Consider the following 21846-nt stretch of genomic DNA (forward strand, 5'->3'; position numbering starts at 1 on the left):
TATATAAGTCAAAATCATGCCTATTCATGTTCCTCGACCTTAAACTGGCTTAATTCGTTTTGAAGCTTATTGGACAGCTGGCTTAATTGTTTGGATAGTTCAGCAACCTGTTCGAAGCTCTCCAATTGTTCCTGCGTGCTGGCGCTAACCTCTTCGGTTGAAGCGGAATTCTCCTCCGTGGTGGAAGAGATGATCTCCAGGGCCTGTAAAATTTCATCTTTGTGCTTGTGGACTTTAGAGGTGTTCGTGCTGATCTGGATCATTCGCAATTTCAAATCTTCCAAATCCTTGTTAATACTAAAAAATACTTGCTTCGTGTTCTCCACCGATCTTGCATTTTCTTCTGCAATTTTCAGACCGTGAACCGTATGCTCAACCGATACGCTGGTTTTTTCTTCAATCACACGTACCTTCTTGTAGATTTCCTGTGTCGCCAGTGCAGTCTGCTCAGCCAGCTTGCGCACCTCCCCGGCAACAACGGCAAACCCTTTGCCTTGTTCTCCTGCACGTGCAGCTTCGATGGAAGCATTAAGCGCCAGCAGGTTGGTCTGCGTTGCAATTTGATTAACCGTGTCTACGATACTCGAAATCTCATGACGGCTCAGATCAATATCCTGAATAATAGCCGACATCGCTTGTGTGGAATTGTGATTTTCTTCCGCCCATTTGGATAGCTGATCTACTACATTCAGCCCCAATCCGCTTTGTTCGGCAGAGGTTTGCACCATCATTTCGATGGCTTTCGTATCATTGGCAATTTCGTCAATTTGGCCGGATAATGCTCCGGTTTTTTGTAAAATATTATCCGTTTCGGTGGACTGATAGTTCGTCGCATTGGCAATTTCATTGATTGCTGTCGCGGTATCGTTCATCGTTATCGCGGTTCTGGAAGAAATGGATTGCAAATCATGTGAAGACTGATTCAATACTTGAGCTGAGCTGCCCACCATTTGGAGCATTCCTTGAATTCTTTGAACCATATTGTGAACTCCTTGAGAAATTTGACCGATTTCGTTGTTGGAATGTGTATCAAATTGAACGGTCAAATCTCCATTTTCAATCAGCTTGATTTTTGCGAGCAGCTTCGGTATTGATCTCAACAGATAACGGAGCGTTATATAACAAATCACAACCAGCAGGATTGTGGCTGCAGCAAAACCGCCAATGGTAATCCAGGTAAAGGCTTTTAATTGTGCGAGCGCCTCTTGTTCAGAAATGGTTAAACCTACGGACCACCCGGTATCTTTACTGGTTGCATATCCGATATAACGACGTTCTCCATTATCATTAATCAGCTGTACTCCGGACTCGCCGGCAATCATTTTCTTTCCGATCTCCCCAAGCTCGCCTGTGCTTTCGTTAATCTTTTCTTTCAACACTTTATTTTGATCGGGATGATATAAAATATCGCCCGTTTTGGATGCAAGAATCGAATAACCTGTGCTTCCGAGCGAATAGCTTTGCATAACGGCAGGGATGTCTTTGAAAGCAATATCAATAGCAGCAAATCCGATTAATTGGTTACTGCTGTCTTTGATCGGATAGAAAATGCCCATAAGCACACTACCCGAATTGACGTCAATATAGGGATCTGAGTAGTATAAACCGTCTGCTTCTACAGCCGGCTTGAAGTACGGGCGTGTTTGGATATCGAAATCCGGGCCCGAAGCAGCACCATCATTTTGAAGAAAGAAGCCTTTACCCGATATTCCTGCAATCCAGGCGTCGGCAAAAGAGGGCTCTGCTTTTACAATGGCTGCCAGAGTCGCTTTGGTTTCCGCAGCATATGGAGAAGTTTTCGCCATCTCTGCCGATGGGGTGGTTTCTAGATATTGCCTAAATAAGTTGTTCGTTGACATTTGTTTGACAAGCGATCCCTTTTCCTTAAATAACGCATCAAATTGACTGACGATAGCCTGCGTCTTGGTCTGAAGCATGTCCTCTTGCTGCTTGACAAGCATGCTTTGCGTGCTTGCAAACATAAACGTCCCCAAGGTTGCAAAGACGACAACGATAATGACTAACAGCACCAAGGCCAATGTGTTCGCGATGCTGGATGATCTGTATACGCGCTTTTTCATATTTTGTGACATGCTGCCATCTCCCCGAGGAATATTGAGCGAAAAGCTCTTAGATAATATGTCGGAAGTATACAGCTGTTTTAATAGGTTTTTAGTATATACAAATTAAGGTATTTCACGGGACCTGGATGCCCATGAGTATACAGGAGATGCAGCGTATGTCCCCAGGCTCGATTTCCGTCGACGAGCAACTGGATTAGCTATGAGGAGAAGCCTGTAGCTACGGGTGAAGAATAAACTGGGGAACTAACGGATAGAGAGGCAACGAGATAGCAGCCATTCTATAAGCCTATAAAAAAAGCATGGATGAGAGCGGTTAGACCGCCCCATTCATGCTTGCCATGCGCCAGTTATATACCGGATGGAATACTCAGCCCCGGCTCATTTCGTAATCGCCGCAACAACGGTGTCAACTAACGCTTTTGACGAGACAGGACCACCAAACGTCCATGTCTTGCTATCCAATGCATAGGTACGTTTTTCTTTGACAAAATTCAGGCCGTTCCAGACCGAATTATTTTTTAGCGCTGCCCCGAAAACATCATCGTCCGGCTGCACAATATAGAGGAAGTTGCTGTCCTGAACAGCAGGCAGTGCTTCAATGCCCACAGTTGAAAAACCGTACTGCTCAAGCTTGGCTGGTTTCCAATCGTTAACCAACCCGATCTTCGCCAGTGTGCCTACGACAACCGAGTTATCCGAAAACATGCGCAGGCTGGCTGCATTTTGATAAGTGAACGCCTGTGTCAGACTATAATGAAACTCCGCTTTACCGGCAGTGGCGAGCTTTTCTTTGGCTTCCGCATAATGCTGATCTAGCTCCTTCAACACCTGCTTCGCTTTATCTTCTTTTCCAAGAGCGACCGCGATGTTGTTGAATATCTCTACCATTTTGTCATAATCATAGCCTTTACCGCTATTCAGACTATATTCGACTGTCGGTGCAATGGCTTTCAGCTGATCATAGATAGCTGCATTTCCATCAACATTGGAAATAATCAGATCCGGCTTCAATGCAGCAATCGCTTCCAGATTGGGCTCGTCACGCGTTCCGACATCAGTCACGCTGCTGTCCAGAGCCGCCTCCGAAGATACATATTGCTTGTATCCGGCATTATCCGCATTACCAATGGGCTGAACACCCAGCGCAACCATATCCTCCGTAAATGTCCATTCCAGCACGACAACACGCTTGGCCGGGCTATCGAGTGTGATCTCACCACGATTGTGCTTTACTTTCACAGGTCCCGCTGCTTCGGCTGGTGTGCTGCCGGAAGTTGACGCCTGGTTTGTATCCGATGGTTTACCTGCCGCTCCACAGCCTACCAGTGCAAGCGCAAAAGCCAGTAGCAATAAAACCCCGCTTAAACCTTTTTTCATAGAATGTATCTCCCCGTATATGTACATTTTAAGATAATGATAATCATTATCATTTTTGGATTATGACGGAGAAATGTAATTTTGTCAATGATAAAAGGTGGCACAGAACGCTCAACGGGAACGCAAACATGGCACAATGGCATCTGTTTTTCTTTTTCGTGCGTTTGCCTGATGCGATTTCTTAAAGTACAGTGTGTGGATTATACTATTTACATATTGTAAACTATTAACGAGATGTAAATGATGTTCTCTTATTTATTTCACGACTATCTTGAAGGAGTGCTTCCTAATGTCCAATTCCCCATTGCAGAAAAAACTGCCCCTATTTATTTTAATGCTTAATCTATTTATTGCTTTGCTGGGTCAAGGCATGGTTATTCCTATTTTGCCGGATTATTTAAAACAGTTTCATGTTGCAGGCACGGCTGCTGGATACCTGGTTGCTGCTTTTGGTGCAGCTCAGTTCTTGTTTTCACCGATTGGCGGACGCTGGTCTGACCAATATGGACGCAAGAAAATGATTTTAATCGGCCTGGCTCTCACTGTTATTTCGGATTATATATTTGCGATAGCGTATCACCTGCCTGTATTGTATCTTGCCCGCTTTATCGGAGGAATCGGCTTAGGCATCATGGTTCCTTCCGTACTTGCCTATGTCGCGGACATCACAACACATGATCAGCGTGCAAAAGGGATGGGGTATCTGAGTGCAGCAATGAGCTTGGGGATGGTACTGGGCCCGGGGATCGGAGGTCTTTTGGCTGGCTTTGGCGTACGATTTCCTTATTTTATAGCGGCTGGCTTAGGGCTGGTGGCTACCGTATTGACTTTCGTTCTCCCTGAAACATTGCCTGTCGAAAAAAGAACGCAGGTTCATAAAGAAGCAGCTACCCCCTCGATTTGGAAACAACTTGTACAATCGTTTACGTTGCCTTATTTTCCTTTGCTGGTGTTAGTTTTGGTCATGACCTTCGGCTTGGTAAATTATGAAACCGTATTTTCATTGTACATTGAGCAGAAATATGGATTCAGTTCTATGGAGATTTCCGTCCTGATTACACTGGGTGCAGCGATAGGTATTATCGTACAAGTATGGTTTATGGATAAACTCATCCGAAGGATTGGAGAATACAATCTCATCCGATACTCGCTTATTGTGACAAGCATTGCTCTGTTGCTCATGCTTATCAAAGTTAATTTTTCCTATCTGATTGCGGTATCTGCTCTTTTCTTTTTATTCAATTCATTGTTACGTCCTACAGTAAATACGCTCCTTTCCAAGCAAGCTGGTGACCAACAAGGTTTTGTTGCCGGACTTAATACTACATATAATAGTTTGGGCAACATATTGGGCCCTGTTATAGCCGGAACACTTTTTGACGTTCACATCAATTTGCCTTATATTCTGGGTGCATTTATTCTGATGGCAACGATTGGCTTGATTAGACGACCCAAATTACAAAAAAAGGTGAGTGTTGAACAATGACCAGCACATGGCATACAAATCTGAAACACAAGCATCAGGAGGAAATTCTCAAAGCTGGAACCCAATTATTTTTGGAGTATCATTTTTCAGGTATAAATATTCAACAAATATGTGACGTTGTTGGAATCAGCAGAGTTACCTTTTATAAATATTTTAAAAGTTTGGACGAACTTGTTTTTGAAGTAGCTATGAATATACTCAAAAATATGACCGAGTTTATAAAGGCGAACAATGAAGACACTATAAGCGGGAAAGAAAGTCTGCGAAGCTTGCTGTACAGCTGGATTGATTTTGCCAAAGAGCATGGGAAGGAACTACGATTTATCATGTTTTTTGATCTTTACTACAAGTATAAATGTCAAGAAGAGGAGTTGGCAGCCCGCTTTGAGCGTTTTATCAAAGAGGGTTTTCATAATCATTTTTTAGAAGAGATAATTTCTAAAGGCATACAGGACGGTTCTTTGAAGCCTGATGTTGATGCTTTCAAAATGTCTGTATCTATTTTCCAGACGATGATGGGATTGCTGCAAAGATTAAGTTCTACTCCCCCGTCGATTCCTGATGCTCGAACCGTTGAATTGGATGAGATTGCAAGTACTGTAGCTGATATGATTCTAGATTCAATATCTAACCCAGCTTAAAAACGAGTCGTTCCAGGAACTTAATTCTTGGTCGACTCGTTTAGTCCACTATGCATAACTTCTCCTTCAAAGCCGTTCAGTGGGATACTGGATTTAGATTCACTGCGTTAACCCAATTGCATCGTGGTAATACAGGTATCGTCATTCTCAAACGTGGAGATTTGGGATTTTGCAGTCTTCCCTTCATGCTCCACCGTAACGCTATAGGTTTTGTCACGCGGCAGCCATAGATCAATAAATCCATTGGACTGGGATTTTACTAAGGTTTTATTCATGACTGAATTCCCAGCGGAATCATGAATCGTTACACTGAACTCTTCATCCTTCATTTCGCCTTGACAACCGGTCAGGCTATGGGTTGCACAAGGGTGGGTCTGTTCCATATATGGCGCTATCGAAAGAAAAAATTCGTTATCAGGCAGAGCGTAGGTCTTTGTGGTTTTACCATCCTCCGATACACTTAACTGACTGGAAGTGATGGAAGCAGACTCGGCCGTTGCCTTTCTTGTACTGAAATCATGCACCAATTGCTTGATATTTGACGCTCCCTGGTTGTCGGCTTCTTCTCTCTGGGCATTCCCTGCAATCAGGTATGTCCCTATGGCGACAGCAACTAACCCAGTTGCTATCAAGGTTAATTTTTTCATTTTGATTCATCTCCTTGTCCCTTTTTTATTATTATAAAGGAGTTGGTTCACTCTGTTTCTCATAAAAAATCCTGCACTTCACATAGCCACACCATGTGATCCCCATCCTCGCCCCAATAATCCTTTGCAACCGTGTAGGGGGTGCCGAATTTTCGCAGCCATTTGGTCTGGGCTATTTTGAAGCCGCTATCCAGGCAAAATTGCGCAACTTCCATTTCCTGCAGCCTGATCATCAAAGCTCGAATTAACGCCGAGCCTACTCCTTGTCCTTGATAATCGGGCAGCACATATAAACTTCCCAATGTTCCCACATGCTGGAGCTCGTCGTTGGTGCACTTCCTGATTTCTTCTCCACAAGGGCCATAAGAGATCGTTCCAACAACGTTATGGTTATGTTTGGCCGTCAGGAAAAACAAGTCTGGATTCAAATCTGACAAAGATGCACGCAGCAATTGTTTTTTATGTTCAATCTCCTGCTGTATGTCGTCGATTAAAGCTTCCAGACCCTCCTGTTCAAATGCCGCAGATATGGAACTTTCAAAAACATGATCCGCCGCCTCCAGATCCGAAGGAACAGCGAGTTGAATGCTGAACTGTTTTTTCATGATGTCAAAACTCCTCCATAGATTCGATAGATAGGAATAGAAAGGCTGTTACTGCCCAGCAATAGTAATCGAATTGTTCACGGACACAACACCTCCCTATCCAGATAAACCAATATGACCAGTGCCCGACTGTTCATGGGACAGTACAAACACAAATTTATCATAAGTCTATCATAATCGGCATTCGCTGTTACTGAGACTTTGGCTCTGATCCTGATCACACATTAGGACCATGGCAGCCTTTGATTCTGGACCTGACTGGATCAACAAGGTGGTAAAATGAATCCATAAGTACCTGTGGTGCCTAGGACTCTTGCTGAAAGATTCTATCATTCAAATATAGAAACATATGTTCTCCATCGCCATATTATGATATCTTTTAGCTAGAACGTAGAACCGTTGTTACAGCATTTGCTGGGTGAAAACCAAACCGCATTTTTATTTGAATATCTATCCTTTTGTTAAATTCTTTTGCATAGGAGGGGAGGCCTGATATGATCTATGTCGCATTGCTGCGAAGCATTAATGTGGGCGGCAAAAACAAGATTAATATGAAGAAGCTCAAGGAAACTTTTGAGCAGGCTGGTATGAGCCATGTTACGACGTACATTAACTCCGGAAACATCATTTTTTCCAGTGAAGTTCAATCCAACGAGGAGTTGGTGCTTCAACTGGAGCAGGCCATTTTGGAAGATTTCAGCCTGCCCATCCGGCTTATCGTCCGCAATATGGCGGAAATACAGACCATTATGGAGGCATTGCCGGAGGAATGGTCTAATGATACACAGATGAAAAGTGATGTATTTTTTCTGTGGGATGAAATTAACGGTATTTCCGTTCTGGACAAGCTTCCTTTGAAGCCGGGAATAGGCCATGTAATATATACGTCCGGGGCCATTCTGTTTTCTGTCAGCAAGGAACATGTCACAACAAGCGGGATGACGAAACTGATCGGCTCCAGCCTATATCAGCATATGACGGTGCGGAATGTGAACACGACCCGGCAAATTTATAAGCTGATGCAAATGGCTGAACAGGAAGAGTTGCTGTAGTAGATACAATCCAGAAGGGAGCCTGCTTCTGACTCCCCTAATTGCGTTCTTTTAAATGTGCTGTTAAAGTATGAAATACCTTTCGCCCGTACTGGCTTCGTCAAATTGTAAAACCGTCAACCAGTTCATTCAGTCGAGCAGCACTTTCCTTCACCTGATCGGACTGCTGCGCCACTTCAAGAGACTTTCCCGCCGATGAAACCATATTCCCAGCAATGTGCTGGGTAGAGACGGCAGACTGTTCGCTGGCTGTTGCAATCTCATGGATAGCTCTCACCATGGTTTGAATGGTTTCATTTACCTGCTTGGAGGTGGCGTTTAAATCATTGACTGTATTCGTATGCTCAACTGCATCATTGTAATATTGTGCTGCCGTATCCTCAAGCAGCTGATAATCCTTGCCCACCTTGGCATGCAGGAAGTCCAGTAATTCCTCGGCATTGGTCGTCAAATTGGCTACAGACTGCACAACCTCTTGAGTAACACTTTGAATTTGGTCTACTGCCTGCCTGGACCCATCTGCCAGCTTGCGAATCTCGTTAGCCACAACCACAAAACCCCGGCCTGACTCACCCGCACGAGCCGCTTCAATGGATGCATTTAGAGCCAGCAAATTGGTTTGCGCCGTAATTTCCAGAATAGACTGGGAGAGTATGCGAATTTGGTCTACCGCCTTGGCTTGCTCCAGCGCTACTGCCATCTTTTCGCTGGTCTTCCGGTAAATCTCTTTGGACGCTTTATTGGACTCACTAGCCTCATGCTTTAACACTTCGGCCTTTAGGCTTGTATCATAGGCAGACTGGGCTCTTTCTTGAGTTTTGACCGAAATGTACTCCGCCGCCCGCTGCATTTCATCCGCAGAATGATTCATGTTTTCTGTGTACGCCGAAGTCTGCTCCATCGCTGCTGACAGCTGTTCGACCGTTGCCGATACGTCTCTAATCCGCCCATTGAGATCTGTCATATTATAATTAGTCTGGTCACTTAGCTGATTAATTTTGCGGGATTCATTGATAACTCCCGTAATAACCATTGAGGTCGAATCTGTCATTTGCTGAATAGCACGTGCAATGACAGCGATTTCGTTATTTCCCTTGAGCAGGGCCGGATCAAGTGCTGCCGTTAAATTTCCTTGGGTAATCTCTTCACAGTATTTCGTAATGGTGCTCATCCGAGAACGGATATTCCGAATGGCCGAAAAGGAGATCATACCAAGAACAGCCATCACCAGGGCCAGAATCACGATCAAAACAATCGTGCGCATTTTAATCTCATTTTGTGTATTTTGATATAGGTTGGCCGATTGTTCATTGTTGTAATCAGAAATATCGGTTAGTATCTTAACAATTGCCGTACTGGATGTATTAATCCGACCTCTCTCTTCCTTGTCATAGGTTCCGGTATTTTTCTTGACTGCCATGATCTGCTCAATATCCTGATAATATGTGTCTATGCTGCTTCTTAGTTGCTCGTACAATTTCTGTTCCCTTGAGTCGAGATTCTTTTGCGAGAATTTATCCAGCCCTGAAGTAACGCTGCCTTTTCCCTTCTGTACCTGGTTATATTGTTTATCTGTGTACTCCTCATTATCGAGTACTTTGGTATAGTTGGCCCGCATGTTATAAAAATCACTTTTTACTTCCAGAATATTTGTCTGGTGTTGAAAACGATCCATATACAAAATACCTTGACCCTCTTTAGCTTGATACATGCCGAAAACCCCTACCAATGATACAATGAGCAAACCCACTAAGCTGATCATGATCATGGTGACCATCGTTGTCGTGACCTTTAAACCTCTAAATCCTTTTGCGCTTTTAGTGCCGTCTGATAGTTTTGTTTTCATCAAAACCCCTCCAGTCGTCTATGTATAATCGATCACGCCGCTGTCTCATAAGCAATATCCTCTAATCAAACTCAAGAGATTTACACCGTGATGATATATATATCGGAAGAAAGCGCTTCATTTTTATAAGAGAAATAACAGTACTGCAAAAATAAAGAAATATTTTTTCACATCAAATATACAAAAGGATACAATTGTGCCCAAGTGACGGTTTTACCACCTTGCCGACTGTATATTTACCCTAACGCAAAATCCCCCATCGCTTAGATTAAGCAATGGGGGACACACCTTTTTAACGATCTCTGTTAACTATATAATTCATTAGATGCTTTAGAAAAGCAATATTGCGGGGTAACTGTTCAAGTGCTTCCATGGCAAGGCAATAATGTTCCCACATCTCTTTACTGGCACCCTCGTGACCAAGGATAGACACAAAATTCGAATTGTTGTTATCAAAATCCTGACCAACAGGTTTTCCGAGTAAGAGCATATCTCCTTCCACGTCAAGCAAATCATCTTTAATCTGAAAAGCAATCCCCATATGATAGGCGAATTTCTTCAAAGCAGCAATTTCCGACTCCTTGGCCTGTGCGAGCATGGCTGGCATAATCAGACAAGCCTCAAACGCCACTCCTGTTTTGTAAAAGCACACCATATTCAACTGCTCCAATGTCAATGCCTTTCCTTTGGAATCCAGATCCATCGCCTGTCCCATACACATATCTTCTGCCTTTTGGGCCGAGTACTGTATCAAGGCAAGCACAGTCTCAGCATTGAACTGGTCCAGTGACGATTGCTCCCCAATCGCCTTCTGGATCAGGTACAGACCGGTTAATTCCGCGGTAGCGCTGCTGTGCACCTGATGTAACGTCTGACGCCCTCTCCGGGTAGACGCATTATCCTGGGAAGGCAGATCATCAAAGATCAGGGATGCGGTATGCATATACTCCAGCGATCTCAGAAGAGGTACGATTGCCGATGCATCCAGTCCATATTCGTTCACGCCCATGACCCAAGTCAATATAGGCCGTATCCGCTTCCCGTTCCCTTCGAGACTGTAATTTGCAGCATCAATTAGCTGTTCTTTCATGGCCGGAATCCCATGAGGTTTGGTGATCCTCAATTGATTGTCAATCTGCTCACGGACTATTTTGATCGTATTGAAAAAGTCTTCCTTTTCCTTCGAATCGTTTTTTAGATGAGTAATCATTTGGTCCCGAAGCAGCTTATCAAAGAAATCCACATCATCCGCTTTTTGCACCATCTTCTGAATAAGACGATTGAATTCCGGATGGCCGGATGCAAAAATTCCCATTATTTCATTATACTTTTCAACACCTACACGTTCTTTATAACGTTTGAGTCCATTCATTGCACGATCCAGTATCACCTCACGAGCCCTGGCATCGGAGTTATATACGTTATGGATCAAATAGGAAATGACCGCCCAGTATAATTCAAACGGATTGATCAAATCTGATCTCTGATGATGATATTTTAAATAATAGGTATAGGGTGTCACTGCACCCTCTCTCATATCGTCAACCATATCCGCAAAATCATCAGCAAGCTGGTTATAGATACCATAAAAAAAGGTTCGTTGCTCAAAGCCCTCATCCTCAGGAGCACCAATCACGGAACGGACAATCAACCGGGAAGAAGCAGACTTTAAAATGACGGGGATATAAAGCTCTTCATTGGTGTAATTAGCTCGCGTTAGATCTTTGACACGGTCGATATCTTGAGAATGAAAAAAAACATAGGACTGTTCGAAAAATGTCTGCTGTGTGTCTGGCCGCTGATGTTCCTTTATATATTCAAACGCATCCGAGAGCTCCGAATGTATGTATTGAATCAACTGCATATGATTCCCGGTCCAGTCGCCCAGCTCAGGCACAGACCCAGTAAGAAGCGCGGTACGTATCATATGAGAGTATTGTTCCTTCTCTTGAACGGTCAAAAGCTGAGAATCGAGAAGATCATCAATAAAAGGATAGGTTAACCCATAGGAGTAACCCAGCCTGATGGCTTCATCAAGTCTGCGAGAACGTTCATCAGGTGACACTGCATCGTCCATTTCTTCCATCACATGCAGAATAACCCCAATAATGATTTTAATCAGCTTGCGCTGGGCCTGCTCTGCATCCATTCCCTCGGGAATATGAGAAGATACAGAACCAAGCTTGTTGATTACCCAAATTACGGTGGCTTCTATCCCTTCCTTTTGGGACCACCGATACACCCCGGCTACATTCATAAATTCTGGTTGGTCTCCCCCGTTTGCACTGGTGGATTGAAGCAAGTATCTTTTTACGTCAGCAATAACGCGCTGAATCCGGGTCTGTGTGTCAGCAGAATCCAGGGCCTTGCCTAGATCCCTCATGTAAATATAAGAAACACTTCGATCCAGATAATCATCCAATTTACCTGTATAACTCAGCCATTGAATATATCTATAATAATCCCGAGTATCCGGTTTTCGCTTTCCTCGTGAAAAGAAGGATAACCATGAAGAATGATGAATATGATTCCTTTTCCATATTTGGATATCTTCCGTAAGATTAGTCACATAAGTCTTATCCATGACCTGATCATAGAGTGATGCAAAATACTGAAACGCCTTCTGCTCAGCCAGCCGATATCCTGTATTGGCATGAAATTTTTCATTCATATGATGCATTACCTCAACTTCTCATTTTGTTAAACATGGTTGCATTTCTCCCTGAGGGAACGAACTTGGATCATGTTTTTATCTTTATACGGAAAAAAATCTGTGAGGTTACGAAATTAAATTTGTTGAGAAATATGAGCAATAGTCAGAACGTTTGACTTTTTTCGGCCTTCTTCCATAAAGCCTCAGTCAGCTCATCAATCGTCTCCTTCATTGAAAGCTTCTCGTGCCAACGAATTGGAATACCATTCAAACCATAGTAAGCCCCGCCAATCTGCCCGTATACCGCTCCGGTTGTATCGGCGTCATTCCCTAAATTTACCGCCAACAATGCTCCCTCCTCGAACGAAGTCGAATGATAAAATGCCCACAACGCAGCCTCAAGGGAACGAATGACATACCCGGTTCCTTGTATTTCGGGTGGCTCCTTATGACGGTAAGATCCCTGGATGATTTCTTCAACTGATGCCGAATAAGTTGGCTTGTCCCGCCGCCACTTACGGCACACATCGACCGATAACATAGCTTCTTTGTCTGCCCCCTGCAGAGCTGCTACAAGGATTGAAGCAAGCACAGCGCAGGCCTCAACACTTTCGACTGCTCCATGGGTGGTGCGCGAACTCATCTCGGCATACCTTATCGCCTCTTCCGAACGGTTCGCATAGGCCATGGCCACAGGTGCAAGCCTCATAATGGAGCCGTTTCCTGCGCTCAAGGGGTCAACAGATCCGCTGTACGGATCTCCAGTGGCTTCGAACCGATGCAGCGCCCCTCTTGTCGCACCACCGATATCAAAGCACGTTCCTGTGCTGCTCATATATCCCACATAGTACCAATTCGTGTATCGCCGCATCTGGTCTGCCGGATCAAATTCATCTTTTCGTACCAAACTCTCGGCCAAACAGAGCGCCATGGATGTATCATCCGTCCACTGTCCCGGCTTTAATCCAAACACACCGCCGCCCACGATATCCGTTACAGGCTCAAATGTACCTGGACTACTGAATTCCACCGTGGTTCCCAAAGCATCACCCACGGCCAGCCCAACCAGGCATCCAAAAAAACGATCCTTGATAAGTGCCATTTGGTTTTACTCCCCTTTTCAAATGTAATAACTAACGCATATTTTCCCATCTCGCCAGGAAGGAAGCAAAAATGCGGTAACGCCTTTTATTCGTAGATCAGGCTGTACTAAAGAAACGTGATGGAATGGCATCATTACACAAAAGATCTGATATCGAGCAATGCAGTCAATACTTTCATAAAAACTCCCGGTTTTTTCTTGCTCCATGCCTATATTATGATATCTTTATGCTAGAAATGAAACGTTATTGTCGGAGGTCATTGCCTACAGTTAGAAAGGAACGTATTTGCTGAAATACCTATCCCTTTGTTAGAATCCTATTTGTTGAAGAGAGGTGGCGCTTTTTATGATCTATATCGCATTACTGCGAGGCATCAATGTTGGCGGCAACAACAAGATTCAGATGACGAGGCTTAAAGAAACGTTTGAAAAGGCAGACATGGGCCATGTGACAACTTACATCAATTCTGGAAATATCATTTTTTCCAGTCAGGTCCAGTCCAACCAGGAGCTATCGCTCATACTGGAACAGGCGATTCTGGAGGATTTTGGCTTACCTATCCGTGTCATCGTCCGTAATATGAAAGAGATTCAGAGCATTATGGAGGCACTACCGAATGAATGGTCTAATGATACGCAAATGAAAAGTGATGTATTGTTCCTGTGGGATGAAATTAACGATATTTCCGTTCTGGACAAGCTTCCTTTGAAACCGGGAATAGGCCATGTAATATATACGACCGGGGCCGTTCTGTTTTCGGTCAGCAAAGAACAAGTCACAAAAAGCGGGTTAACAAAATTAGTCGGCACCAAGCTGTATCAGCAAATGACTGTGCGGAATGTGAACACAACACGGCAGATCTATAAGCTGATGCAAACGGCTGAACAGGAAGAGTTGCAGGATACAAGCTCCTGACTGGAATCCAAAAGCAACGTTGGAAGGGTAAACTCAAAAAGGGAGCCTTTTTTACGGCTCCCAACTGTTTTTCTTTGATATAATGTTTTCCCTAGTCTTTGTGTATTGGTCTTTATTGGTGGGTCTTCACTTTGAAACCTAGTGTGAAAAGTTCATGCGGCTTTACAGCCTGATGTAACTCACCAGAAGAATCAACTGTGATGTCTTCTCCTTGTTCTTCAAGAATATTACTTTTATAAAAATCGTACTGCTGCGGCCCGGGCTTGATAAGTAACTGGGCTACAATATGACTCATATTGTACCAGCGTAACAGCACATCCCCTGACAGCTCATTCATTTTCATAGAGGAAAAGGCAAGCTCCGTGCTTTTCCAGTCAAATGGCGCATAATCTGGAGCAACTGTACCCGCATGAATCCCCGTTTGTTTTACAATCCAAGGAATTTGGTATTGATAGGCTTCTGTATATGCGCCGGACTGAATACCGTCGCCATCATGTGGAATGATTTCCAGACGGGCGGTATGCTCACCTAAACATTGCGCTTCTGGCGTCGGGAACCATCCCCAATCACCCAGCTCGCCAACTGAGCGAAGCAGCGTTACTGCAATCGTGTTGCGTCCATCACGCAGCATTTCATATTCATTCAACCCGAGATTGGCCACAGTCAGACCGGTTTGTCCCCCGCTTACATCCACAAACGCCTGCTGATGCTGTGTGTTGCTTGGGTTTTCCCACTCAGGTGCGGGTTCATTGTCCCGAATTGCAATTTCAAACATGGAGTCCACCCGATGCTCAGTAGAGTCTAGATCTGCCGGAAACAGAGCGCGAAGTCGGTGGTCCTTGGCCTGGTTGTTGAAGGTGATTTTCATGGAAACACCCCTGCTGTTCCGAGATAAAGAAATGACAGTCCGTATCGTCAGCGGAACGGTCTGTCGGGAGCGCTGAGCCTGACGGTGCGGATAATAAACCAGTTCTCGCTGCTCCTGCTCCAGCGTTTCATCCGCAGAGGCCGGTATTTCCCAATGATGGATAATCTCCATGGATGCCAGATAAGGTGTATCTTCAAGCACGCGAATGTTAGCGATCAAATCTTCAGTGGTCAGCGCCTGGTCTCCCTCGGGCTGCCTGAACATATACTCGTTGCCGATATCACCAACATTTTCATATACGCCAAGGTCTTTGTAGCAGCGGCCTGTACGCTTATCCGTCAGGGTAAAAGAACCGTTATCCGCAATTTCGACGTGAAGCAGATCATTTTCCATACTTCGACTGCCATGAAAAAGTGAAGAGGAGTCAGTCTTGACATTGCTTCTCAGCCAAGCATAGGTTTTTAAGCCTAGCAGGGGTACACGTTCAACCTCAAAGGTAAGGCGAACCCGACGAGACATGTAAGGCTGACGGAATCGGTCATCCGGCAAATCATAACCGAACTGTAGCCCGAGGTCCTCCACCTTGCATGCCACCGGACACCCTTCACAGTCCACCAGTACGCGCCCGGAAAGATCCACTTTCTTCACTCGATGAGAGGCCTCCTCAAGCGTGTATCCTTCACGGAAATACAGACGCACTACTTCCAGTTCTGCCGACACTATACCACTGCGTTCCCAGCCGGACGTATTAAAAATCACGAGCGGCAACGCATCTTCTCCAAAGCGGCTGAAGTCCGTCGTATCTACTGCTTGTGCAATGACCTCTATGCTTTCATCCACAATGCTCTCGGCTACATGACGGCTCTTATCAAACCGGGTCACCATCTCACGGTGCACCTCGTCCACACTACAGCCGCAAATACTGTCATGCGGATGATTCTGCATCAGTGTTTTCCAGGCATAGGTGAACAAATGGTGAGGATAAGCCTGCCCCAACAGATGTGCGAAGGTCGCAAGCGGCTCAGCCACTTTTTCCAGCATCACTTGTCCCAACTGGTTCATCTGTTTCAAATACACCCGGGCAGAAGCCGTATTCACCAGCGTTCCCCAGCCATCCGTGCGCTGACTGCGAAACTCCCCCTTCACAGACGAGAGTTGCCGTTGGGAAGCCTGTTTCAGAGAGGTCAGATAATCGTTGAAATTGGAATGAACAAACTCGATATCCGGATAAAGCTTCTGTGCCGTACGGATTGCTTTCGGTAAATCAAGCTGTAAAGGCTGATGATCGCAACCGTTCATGAACAGCAGCTCGCCAGTTGAAGCATATTTTTGTGCATCATCCAGTTTACACTTCCAATAAACCTTGGCTTCCGCCTCATCTGTCGGGACCTCATTGCCATTGGAATACCAGTTGGCGAATAAAATACCGAGTACCTCCGATCCGTCTGGCCCCGTCCATAACAGTTCCGAAAAGGAGGACTCGTAGCCTCTATCCGACACTGTATTGTTAAATCCTGTGGGCTTTACGCCCCTTCCGAAGAAAACATTCGTAATCCCCGACTGTAGCATCAGCTGCGGAGTCTGCCCAACCAGACCAAACGTATCGGGGAAGTATCCGATCTTGGACGGATTGCCGTAACGTTCGGCATCACGGTGCCCAATCTGCATATTGCGTACATTGGCTTCGCCGCTAGTCAGAAAAGCATCCTGCAAAATGTACCAGGGTCCGATAAAAATACGACCATTGCGAATATGCTGCTCTAACCGTTCCTTATGCTCGGGCCGAATCTGTAGATAATCCTCCAGAATGATCGTCTGCCCGTCCAGATAAAAGCTTTTATAATCCGGGTCCTGCTCCAGTTTATCCAGCAGAGAATCCATCAGGCTAATCAGGCGCATATGGTGCTTCTCATAAGGCAAATACCACTCCCGATCCCAGTGGGTATGCGAAATAATATGTGCTGTCGTCTTGCTACCCGTGTATGTGTCTACTTCCCTGCTTATCGCTTGATTGTTGATTGATTCATCCCTGTGCTCGCTCATTGTATATCTCCTCACCGTATGTCTTGACCTGCCATTGTTCACTGCATCACTTCAATATTTACGTCCTCGGGACGATATACCGCTAGCAACTGACCTTCTCGATCCACAGCAAACAAGACAGAGCGGCTCCTTGGCAACAGAAAAGCGTAGGATAATCCTGTCGCCTTATCTCGAACACGCACTTGGGTATCCCGGGAAAACTCCGATACGAAAATATACAGGCCCCCATTCTCGAAATTCAGCTTACGTCCATATAGTCCCGGCTGATCGCCACCGTCTATCCACTCCAGTTCTCGCTCCACCCCGGCGGCAGTGAGGGCGTAGCGATATAGCTCAGCAATCGGCTCATCCCTGCCATTCAACTCCAAGGGAAGCGGACTCCAGATCAAGCGCCCCTTGCCAAGCGGCAGGTTCACGACTTCATCACCCATCGCTCCATCCGCTTTTGGTGACAGTTGTTCCTCCTTAGCCACCTCAGCTATTCGACGCTGACCGAATGAGACAGGGAAGGTTTGACCCTCCAGACGCATCACTTCCTCCCGTTGGACATTGCCCAGCCTACACTGCCCAATAATACCATCGACCCGGTCGCTCACTTTCCAGTAAGGATCAAGGCCCAACGGTCCGGTGACTAGTAAAGTCACACCGAAGGATCGCACCATTTCCAGAAGATGTTCCAGCGATGTACTGTCGAAATTGTGCGCGCTGGGGATCATAATCAGTTTCGGTAACTGCCGCTTGAGCGAGTCCAGATGATACTCGGAGACGGCACGGAACGGCTGCTTGAGATCATAGGACATCACCCGGGTAAGCCGTGTCGTGGCATCAAAGGCAAGTGATCGGTTGGAGAAATCATTGGAATACGGGAATACAACAGCCGTTTCCTCCAGCTTCCGGTCTGTAAACAGATCGCGAATATCATTCATAAAACGCCCAAAATCGTAAGACACCTCTGCCTCCGGCTTCTCGGTCCCATCCGCACGTAGCGCCCCAATGTGCGATTCATTGGCATTATCCATGTAAAAATTCGTATTCCAGATCCAGTGAATCGCACCCGCTCCGCCAGTCGAAAAGGCATACGCATACTTGCGCTCCAGCATGTCGCGCAGCTCCGCCTCTGAACGCTTGGCTCGGCCATCTGGCGTTTCGACATACATCATTCCGGTTTCCTGCACGAGATTCGGTTTGTCTGGTGTTTTGGCAAAAATACCGTCCCACACCAAATGGTCATTCAGCCACCATGAATGCACCGTCGTATAATCCACCACAGCCTCATAAAAAAACGGAGACGGCCGTTGCGCGCCCAGTGCCTCGTCCTGACCTACAGTTACCAAATGCCCGGGACAAAGCTCCCGAATCGTAGTCGCCAATTGCTCGGCCCACAGATTGTGCATTTCCATCGAAAACAGACAGTAATCCAGCCATTTGGCTCCCTTTTTGGCCTGATGCATATCCTGAACGTCGAAGTTTATCTCCTCCGGCTCGGGAATTGTGGCAGAAGCAAAACAGGGAAGCTGCTGTGGCGTCATATTCCATGCTTCCTGCAAACCCTCAATGCTTCCGTGCCGTTGCTCCAGCCATGTGCTGAATGCCTCCTGTTCCCATGAGTCCCTCGCAGAGCGTGGACCATCTGCGAAAATACGCGACGAATCAAACATGGAAGGCTCGTTTATCAGATCCCAATCCACATGGGCTGTAGCCGTGTGACGGCTGACAATACTGCGTATGAACCGCTTTTGTGCTTCCACGCTTTGTGGATCAAGATAAGGGTTAACCCCTTCCCACGTTTCCGGTGTAAAAGAAAAGAACGTGAACGTCACCTGTAATCCATGCCTTTTGGCTGTCAGGAGAAAAGCATCAATCGCGCGAAGGGTCGCTTCCGAAGCATGTCCGTCTATCTGCATGATGTTGCGATAAGCCGTCCATATCCCTGTGCGAATCCAGTTGATGCCTGCCTTGGCCATCCGGTCCATATCCCTGTCCCATAAGGCTGCATTGGGCAAAAACAGAAATTTACGTGCCACATCTGAGGTCATATAGGTCATACCAACAACAGGCAACGGACGCCCGTCCTTTATAAAATAGTCCCGACTGCGCATGATGATCTGTCCTTCGGCCAGCAGTTCGGCATCCTGCCCCCAAAAACCCTGTCTCAATATACGCACTTCACCATCCGATGATTCAGCTCGGCAAATGACCCGATACAAACCGCTTAGGATGGAAAAAGCAAGGGGAATACGCACAAAATCCTGTTCTCTGCTAACCTCAATCTGCAAGCGCTCGCTCCATACCTGCTGACTGTCGTCATCCAATATTTGCTCCACCGTCAGGTCAAAGCTCCATATCTCGTGATATCTGGACGTGGCTCCTCCTCGCTGCAACCTTTGGGTTTGAAGTGTCAGTACCGCTCGTTCCCCAGGCTCATAAGCAGCATAGTTTGGCTTGATAGATAGCTCCGTCACCCCCTTGGCGCAAAAACGTGCCCATTGGGCAAGCAACTGCTCACCCTCCTGTTCCCAAAAGGATGCTATCAACGGCACGTGGACAAACATCCAGCGTGCCCCGGCAAACAGACCTCGGGCATGCTCCCATAGCACCACCGGGGCAGCGATATCCCGTCCATCTGCACTGACACCTTTTAGCAAAGAATAAATTTGCGTATTCATCGGCCCGGCAGAGCCCATTTGGTGCGACAGATCGCTGCTTTTGGTCGTATGTGGAACGAGATTCCACGTGTCCGCCACCTGGAACAGAGACTCCTGACCATACAACACAGGAATATCCTCTGATGCGACCAGGGAAGCCACCTTCGACGCGTCTACTCTAAGCACCTCATGAATATGCAATTCCTGATGATACGCAGTCTGTTCAGTCTCAATCCACCAATCTCCATGCTCATCAGCAGGATCGCGGACTGGCTGCTTAAAGGGTGCTCCCCCAACGTTAAGCAGACCCCCTCCCCTGTGGAGAAATGCCACGATTTCAGTCCAGGCGGATTTTGGGAAATACGGTGCATGCAGATTGACAAAGCAGCCGTTGTCCATATGCTTTAGCGTTTCAGCCAGTTCATCGGCTCGTACGACCACCACGTCTGCAACTCCATGGAATGCCTCGTCTGGCAACAGGCTCCCTATAGCGGGAAAGCCTTGCTCACTGAAAACAACGATGGATGGGCTTACTGTGGATTCATTCATAACAAGCCATCCTTCATGGCCTTATACACAAGCTGGGCAAACAGACTGTTGGACCAAGCGAACCATTTTCGCGTAAAAACCGTGGGATCATCGGCATGAAAACCTTCATGCATGTAGCCGGTATCTCCATCTGTCGCTTCTAACATCCGAATCATTTCCAGCCTCTCTTCTGCGGTCCGGGCCGTTAATCCTTGCATAGACAGGGCCATATGCCAGATGTAACCCGGCAGAGTGTGCGGACTTCCGATGCCTTTAGCCGCCTTGCCTTCAAAGTAAAACGGATTCTCCTGACTTAAAGCGAAGCGTCTCGTATTTTGATAGATAGGATCGTCCGCCGTCGTATAGCCCAAATACGGAATGGACATCAATCCCGGCGTACCTGCGTCATCCATCAGGCAGTAGTTGCCAAATCCGTCCGTTTCATAAGCATATATAGGCCCGAATACCGGGTGGCGGTAAATGCCGTACAAGCGAATACCGTTCTCCACCTCAGCCTCCAGCTCCTTCAGCTCGTTCAGGAAGTCCGTATCACGGAATACCCACTCCGCAAACTCCTGCATCTGCCGCAAAGCAACCACCGCAAACATATTGCCGGGTATATTGTAGTGGAAATCGCAAGCATCATCACTGGAACGGAAGCCCGACCAAATCATCCCTGTATAATTTACAGGCATACCGATTCCCTGATTGCGCAAGGAATCGGTGAAAATGCCGTTATTACGCGTAAACCGATATGCAGATTGCTCTTGGTGACGCTGCTCCGTTTTGAATACATCCACCAGTTTACGCAGAGCCGCCTTGAATTTTGAATCAAAAATATCGGTAAGCTCCGTTTCCTTCCAGTACATATAAGCCAGCCGAATGACAAAGCAAAGCGAGTCGATTTCAAATTTTCGTTCCCACACCCATGGCGACATTTCCGTCTCATCGGCAGCATTCCAGTGCCAGTCATTCGCCGTCTCATTGAACGCATTCGCATATGGGTCTATGAGGACATAATGAATATGGCGCTTGATCAGACCACCAATGATACGCTGTAAATCAGCATCCTCCCTGGCTAACGGCACATAATGAATGACCTGCTCTACGGAATCCCGCAACCAAAGAGCCGGAATATCACCTGTAATGAGAAACGTTGTCCCATCATCCATTAGTTTGGTTGCCGTCTCCAGCGAATTCGGAAAACAGTTTTTAAACAGCTTCAGCAGCTTTGGCCTGTGAGCCAGTACTTGCTCCGCTTCCTTAAGTACGTCCTGAACAGCCTGCGGCAAGTCAAGGTCGGGCATCGGTATTTTGGGAAGTCTGAATTGTTCCAATTGCTTTTTCGCTCCT

The 21846-nt window shown here is 46.2% G+C and carries 14 protein-coding genes; 4 read left to right on the plus strand and 10 right to left on the minus strand.

Annotation, left to right across the window (positions count from 1 at the left end; genetic code table 11):
* Positions 1-20: 20 nt before the first annotated feature.
* Together WG8_RS16665 and WG8_RS16670 are read right to left on the minus strand one after the other, a co-directional pair.
* A complete protein-coding gene (locus WG8_RS16665; RefSeq protein WP_007431387.1) occupies positions 21-2093 on the minus strand; it encodes a methyl-accepting chemotaxis protein in 2073 nt (690 codons plus the stop codon).
* Positions 2094-2462: 369 nt separating this feature from the next.
* Entirely contained in the window at positions 2463-3461 is a 999-nt protein-coding gene (locus WG8_RS16670) for an ABC transporter substrate-binding protein (protein ID WP_007431389.1), read from the minus strand.
* 289 nt (positions 3462-3750) lie between these two features.
* Here WG8_RS16670 and WG8_RS16675 point away from each other — a divergent pair, with 289 nt between their 5' ends.
* Positions 3751-4947 (plus strand): MFS transporter, encoded by a 1197-nt coding sequence (locus WG8_RS16675; protein WP_007431390.1) that lies wholly within the window; start codon positions 3751-3753, stop codon positions 4945-4947.
* Entirely contained in the window at positions 4944-5588 is a 645-nt protein-coding gene (locus WG8_RS16680) for a TetR/AcrR family transcriptional regulator (RefSeq protein WP_007431391.1), read from the plus strand. The genes WG8_RS16675 and WG8_RS16680 overlap by 4 nt, the downstream gene beginning before the upstream one ends.
* Positions 5589-5695: 107 nt before the next feature.
* Here the strand turns inward: WG8_RS16680 and WG8_RS16685 are convergent, their stop codons facing one another.
* On the minus strand, positions 5696-6235 hold the full coding sequence (locus tag WG8_RS16685) for a CueP family metal-binding protein (RefSeq protein WP_007431392.1): 540 nt from the start codon (positions 6233-6235) through the stop codon (positions 5696-5698).
* A gap of 59 nt (positions 6236-6294) precedes the next feature.
* Positions 6295-6840, minus strand: coding sequence for a GNAT family N-acetyltransferase (locus tag WG8_RS16690; RefSeq protein ID WP_007431393.1), 546 nt, complete (start codon positions 6838-6840; stop codon positions 6295-6297).
* A 494-nt stretch (positions 6841-7334) separates the two neighbouring features.
* Between WG8_RS16690 and WG8_RS16695 the strand changes: the two genes are divergently transcribed.
* On the plus strand, positions 7335-7892 hold the full coding sequence (locus WG8_RS16695; RefSeq protein ID WP_007431394.1) for a DUF1697 domain-containing protein: 558 nt from the start codon (positions 7335-7337) through the stop codon (positions 7890-7892).
* A gap of 100 nt (positions 7893-7992) precedes the next feature.
* Here the strand turns inward: WG8_RS16695 and WG8_RS16700 are convergent, their stop codons facing one another.
* From WG8_RS16700 to WG8_RS16710, 3 genes are all read right to left on the minus strand, one after another.
* The gene (locus WG8_RS16700) at positions 7993-9738 is read right to left on the minus strand and encodes a methyl-accepting chemotaxis protein (protein WP_007431395.1); all 1746 of its coding nucleotides are present in this window, start codon (positions 9736-9738) and stop codon (positions 7993-7995) included.
* A gap of 292 nt (positions 9739-10030) precedes the next feature.
* Positions 10031-12418 (minus strand): polyprenyl synthetase family protein, encoded by a 2388-nt coding sequence (locus WG8_RS16705; protein ID WP_007431396.1) that lies wholly within the window; start codon positions 12416-12418, stop codon positions 10031-10033.
* A gap of 136 nt (positions 12419-12554) precedes the next feature.
* Complete coding sequence (locus WG8_RS16710) at positions 12555-13493, minus strand: ADP-ribosylglycohydrolase family protein (protein WP_007431397.1); 939 nt, start codon at positions 13491-13493, stop codon at positions 12555-12557.
* A gap of 346 nt (positions 13494-13839) precedes the next feature.
* Here WG8_RS16710 and WG8_RS16715 point away from each other — a divergent pair, with 346 nt between their 5' ends.
* Entirely contained in the window at positions 13840-14409 is a 570-nt protein-coding gene (locus WG8_RS16715) for a DUF1697 domain-containing protein (protein WP_007431398.1), read from the plus strand.
* 112 nt (positions 14410-14521) lie between these two features.
* On the opposite strand, the gene WG8_RS16720 is transcribed toward WG8_RS16715, so the two are convergent.
* The 3 genes from WG8_RS16720 to WG8_RS16730 are packed head-to-tail and all read right to left on the minus strand — an operon-like array spanning position 14522 to position 21830.
* Entirely contained in the window at positions 14522-17320 is a 2799-nt protein-coding gene (locus WG8_RS16720; RefSeq protein ID WP_007431399.1) for an alpha-mannosidase, read from the minus strand.
* 38 nt (positions 17321-17358) lie between these two features.
* Complete coding sequence (locus WG8_RS16725) at positions 17359-20514, minus strand: beta-galactosidase (RefSeq protein ID WP_007431400.1); 3156 nt, start codon at positions 20512-20514, stop codon at positions 17359-17361.
* Positions 20511-21830, minus strand: a complete 1320-nt coding sequence (locus WG8_RS16730; RefSeq protein ID WP_007431401.1) for a glycoside hydrolase family 125 protein — start codon at positions 21828-21830, stop codon at positions 20511-20513. Before WG8_RS16730 ends, WG8_RS16725 begins: the two co-directional genes overlap by 4 nt.
* Between the last annotated feature and the right edge of the window lie 16 nt (positions 21831-21846).

This window comes from Paenibacillus sp. Aloe-11 (genome assembly GCF_000245715.1).
Classification (GTDB): Bacteria; Bacillota; Bacilli; order Paenibacillales; family Paenibacillaceae; genus Paenibacillus; species Paenibacillus kribbensis.